The 4,365-nt window shown below is 58.9% G+C and carries 3 protein-coding genes; all 3 read right to left on the bottom strand.

The window, feature by feature from the left end:
- Positions 1 to 2,071: efflux RND transporter permease subunit (locus tag PK789_RS06350; protein WP_324307809.1), on the bottom strand; the 2,071-nt coding region annotated here is incomplete at its 3' end.
- A gap of 41 nt (positions 2,072 to 2,112) precedes the next feature.
- Positions 2,113 to 3,114 (bottom strand): efflux RND transporter periplasmic adaptor subunit, encoded by a 1,002-nt coding sequence (locus PK789_RS06345; RefSeq protein ID WP_324307808.1) that lies wholly within the window; start codon positions 3,112 to 3,114, stop codon positions 2,113 to 2,115.
- 20 nt (positions 3,115 to 3,134) lie between these two features.
- On the bottom strand, positions 3,135 to 4,365 hold a 1,231-nt coding region (locus PK789_RS06340; protein WP_324307806.1), incomplete at its 5' end, for a TolC family protein.

Here is a 4,365-nt window from a genome sequence, read left to right as displayed (position 1 = left end):
TGGCATCGCCAGCGACACGTAAACCATCGGCTACTTCGGCGACGCCTTGAATTTTTCCGATGGCAGTCGCCACGGTACGTGCAGAGGACTCAAGCTGCGCGGGGTCATCGCCAAACAGCTTGATTTCGATGGGCTGCGGCACTGCGGTGAGATCACCAATGAGATCTTCCATCAGTTGTGCGGTTTCAACCTGCAAGCCGGGAACCTGCGCGCTGACTTGCTGGCGGATATCTGCCATGACAGTGTCAATGGGCCGCCGGTTGCCGCCCTTGAGGCGAATGAAGTAATCACCCTCATCGGCTTCGGTCAGGCCGCCGCCCAATTGCAGGCCGGTTCTGCGCGAATAGCTGGCAACGTCCGGAGTTTTGCGGATGATGGTTTCAACCTGACGCAGCAGGCGATCGGTGTCTGCCAGCGCGGCACCGGGCTGGGCTTTGTAGTCAAGAATGAAGCCGCCTTCATCCATTTTTGGCATGAAACCGGAAGGCACTTGATACCACGCAAGGCCGCCAATCAGACCCAAAATTACGATGCAGGTGTAAACAAAGAACGCGGGCTTCTTCAGGACAATCTGGATGCTGGAGCGGTAATGCCGCGTCAACCATTGCAGCCAACTGCCGGCACGCTCTGCTTGTGCTGCATCCCGTGGACGCAGCCAATAGGCGCACAGTAGTGGCACCAAAAACCGGGTATAGAGCAATGAAATGATCAAAGCTGCCACCATGGTGATGGCCAGAGCTTTGAAAAACCCACCGGTGACACCGGCGATGAATGCCAGAGGCAAAAATACGACGATGGTGGCCCCTGTCGAACCCAACAGTGGCCGGGTCATTTCTGCGGCAGCCGACAACAGCGATGTGGGGGTGGTTGCGCGTCCTTCTTGCAGCCGTCGCATCACATGTTCCAGCATTACAACGGCGTCATCGACGATTAAGCCAACTGCCGCCGCCATGCCGCCCAGTGTCATCATGTCGAAGTGCATGCCAAGCGCATACAGCAGCAAGCTGGAGGCGGCCAAGACGGCGGGTAGAACCCCTGCGGTGATGGCCATCAATCGCCACGAGCGCAAGAACAGCCACAACACCAGACCTGCCAAGATTGCGCCAAGAAAAATGGCATCGCGCACAGCACTGGCGGCTGCGGTCACCAATTCCGATTGATCGTAGAATGGCGTGAGTTTGATGCTTGCCGGTAGTTTCAGATGATGCAGTTGCGCTTGCGATTGCTGCACGATGCGAACGGTATCACCGCCTAGGGATTGGCGGATATTGATCAAGACAGCCGCTTGGCCATCACTGTTGACGAGGGTGTAGTGGGGCTCGGCGGCTGGGTAGATGGTGGCGATGTTGCCCAAGGTCACCTGGCCTGCGCCGGCACTGTCGCCGGACTTGATCGGGATGGCCGCCAAATCCTGAGGTGAGGCAAGGCGGTGTTCCACCAACACCAGATACAGTCGGTGCCGATCCTGCAAGCGTCCGGTGCCACGCAGTAGGTTGGACTGATTCAAAGCACGGGTGACATCACTCACTGACACACCCAGCGCCACCAGTTTGGCGGGGTTGATATCCACCGCAAATTCACGCGGGGCACCGCCCAGGACATCCACCCCGGCAACCCCTTCCACCGCGATCAAGGCGGGCCGAATTTTCAATTCCGCCAGTTGGCGCAGGGCTTGTGGATCCAGATTTTTGGATGTGAGTGCCAATCCCAGAACCGGAAACAAGCTGGGATCAGAGCGGCGCACTTCATAGTGCACCCCTGCAGGCAGTGTGGATGCGACTGTGGCAAGCGCGCCTTGGGTGGCCAAGGTGGCTTGAACCATGTCTTGACCCCATGGAAAAGTCAGCGCGATTTCGGCTGTGCCACGACTGGTGGTGGAGCGAAGGTGCGCCACGCCCGGCACTGCGCGTAATGCAACCTCCAGTGGGCGTGTGATTTCGGCTTCCATCTGCGCCGGATCGCGCTCGCCAGCATCAATCGCAACCAGGACGCGCGGATAGTTGATCTGGGGAAGTAGGCTGACCGGCATCCGCAGTGCGCCGGTGATGCCGCCCAAAGTGAGCAAGAGCATTGCCAACCACAAGCTGCGCGTATGTCGGGCCAAACCACTGTTCATCGACTGCGCACCTGCATGCCATCGGCCAATGCGGTTGCCCCGGCCACGACGACCTGCTCGCCTTGTTTCAAGCCAGCGATTATCGCGACATGGCGGCCATCACTTGGGCCTAAGCGCACATCGCGTCGCCAAGCGGTACTTTTGGTGACCACAAACAGATACGGCTGACCACCATCATCCAGCACCGCTGCGTAAGGAATCAGGAGAGCATCTTTGACACTAGCGACAGTGATTTCGGCGGAGAGTGGCTGCCCTGGTGTTGGTGCATGCTGGGCAGGAATTATCACCAATACACTGGCAAGTTTTGTTTGCGGGTCAATTGCCATACTGATGCTATGCACGGTTGCAAAATAGTCTGCAATGCCATCATGTGCCTGCACACGAACCGCCGCACCCGGCTGCAAGGACGTGGCCAGTGCGGGGTCGATACCGAAGCGCGCCACACCTTTCCCTGTTGTGGCGATGCTGGCAACGGCAGCGCCGGCGGGCAATAGGTCGCCCACATTGATGGCGATGTGCTGCACACTTCCCGTGCCATCGGCACGAAGTTGCAGCTGTGAAATCCGCGACTGCAAGGAGGATAGCTGCGTATCCGCCGTTGTTGCGCGCGCACGCGCAGCTTCGATATCGGCATCGCTGCCCAATCCATCGCTGCGCAGCCGTTGACTACGTTCAAATGCAAGACGTGCGGCGTGCGCTTCGACAATGGCCGCCTGCCATTGCGCATGGGTGGCAGGGCTAGGCTGTAGGCGCACGACAGTTTGCCCGGCGGCAACATGGCTACCGACGGGAGCATCGATGGCCGCCACCACGGCTTCGATGGGTGCTGCAAGGACTTTTAAGTTTCCGCCGCTGGGGTCGACTTGGCCATACACGGTGACCATGTGTTGTGCCGGCCCATGCTGCGCGGTGGCAAGCGTCACCAGTGCGCTGGGTGCGGGTGTGTTGTCTTCATGCGGGGTAGGCGAGGAGCAAGCGCTCAGAAGTAAGCCTGCCATACAGATTGGAATTGCGAATTTCATGGTTGTACTCGACTGGGGGCACCGCAAAGCAGAGTCAGCGCAATGGCTTGTTCGGTGATGGCTTGTTGCAGTTGTGCAAGCAGCATCTGGCGGTCACGCCATTGTTGTGACAACGCATACGCCGAAGCGGGAGCCACATCGCCGCGTGCGGCCCCGGCAAGTGCGCGGTTTGCCTGCAGGTGAAGTGCTTCAGCATCTTCCAGCGCGGCTTGATACTGGTGTTGTGCCAGCAAGAGGCCGTCGCGTGCTGCTGCGAGATCTGCATGAGTTTGAAACAGCCGAGACTGGTATTCGGCTTTCAGTGCGTCACGGGTGGATTGCTCAATCGCAATCACACCACGGTTGCGGTTCCATAAGGGCAGGGTGAAATCTACTGTGGGGCCCAGCAATAGATTGCCGGCGGAGTCGCGGTTGCCAGCGATCGTCAAGTTGAGCGTAGGAAACTGTTGCAGCACTGCCTTGTGCAGAGTGGCCTCTTGGCTGCTGTAGCCTGCACGCAATGCCGCCAAGTCGCTGCGTTGCGCCAATGCTTCGGCAAACAGATCTTGCACGGGTGCGGGAACTGTCATGTGCAGTGGATAGTTAGCCAATGCCAAAACCGCATCGGGTGGCAAGCCTAGCAGCCGATTCAAAGACTGACGTGCAAAAAGCAGGTCTTGCGCCAGTGTGCGGAGCCGAGCCGAGGCATCTTGTGCAGCAATACGAAGCGCTTGGCTGTCGATGGCCGGGATGTCGCCCCGTGCGCTGGCTTCGGCAGCATGTTTGGCTTGTTGCAGGGCAGCGTCTGCGGTTGCTTGTGCAATCGGACGTTGTTGTTCAAAACTTTGAATACGTGCCGCCAGCAGGCGCGCTTGACCTGCGGTTTGCCATTCTGCCCAAGCCACGTCCAAATGTACGGAGCGTGCTTGAGCGGTGGCTTGGGTGCGGGTGAGTGTGCGCGTTCGCAAGGCGTTGATGTCGATCACCAGCGATGCCGCCAAATTGAGTAATGTGTCTGGGCCGCGCAGAACTTTGTCAGCAGTAACACTGAATGTTGGGTCAGGTAGTAAGCCGGCAGCAAACACCTGCGCATCTGCGACACCGGCGCGGGCACGCAGAGCGGCCAGATCAGGATTGTTGATGACCGCCAACGCGGCAATGGCATCCGGATGCAGTGGCGCATCCAAGTTGATTTGAATGGGACGCAGCCAAGGTCTGGAAACCGACGTCGCAGGAATTTGGAGTGCC

The sequence above is a fragment of the Thermomonas sp. genome, assembly GCF_035369645.1.
Classification (GTDB): domain Bacteria; phylum Pseudomonadota; class Gammaproteobacteria; order Xanthomonadales; family Xanthomonadaceae; genus Thermomonas.
This window is presented reverse-complemented; position numbering and strand designations above follow the sequence as displayed.

Coding starts and splice junctions, on each gene's coding strand:
- PK789_RS06345 (WP_324307808.1), bottom strand. CDS start 3,114: ATGGCAGGCTTACTTCTGAGCGCTTGCTCCTCGCCTACCCCGCATGAA.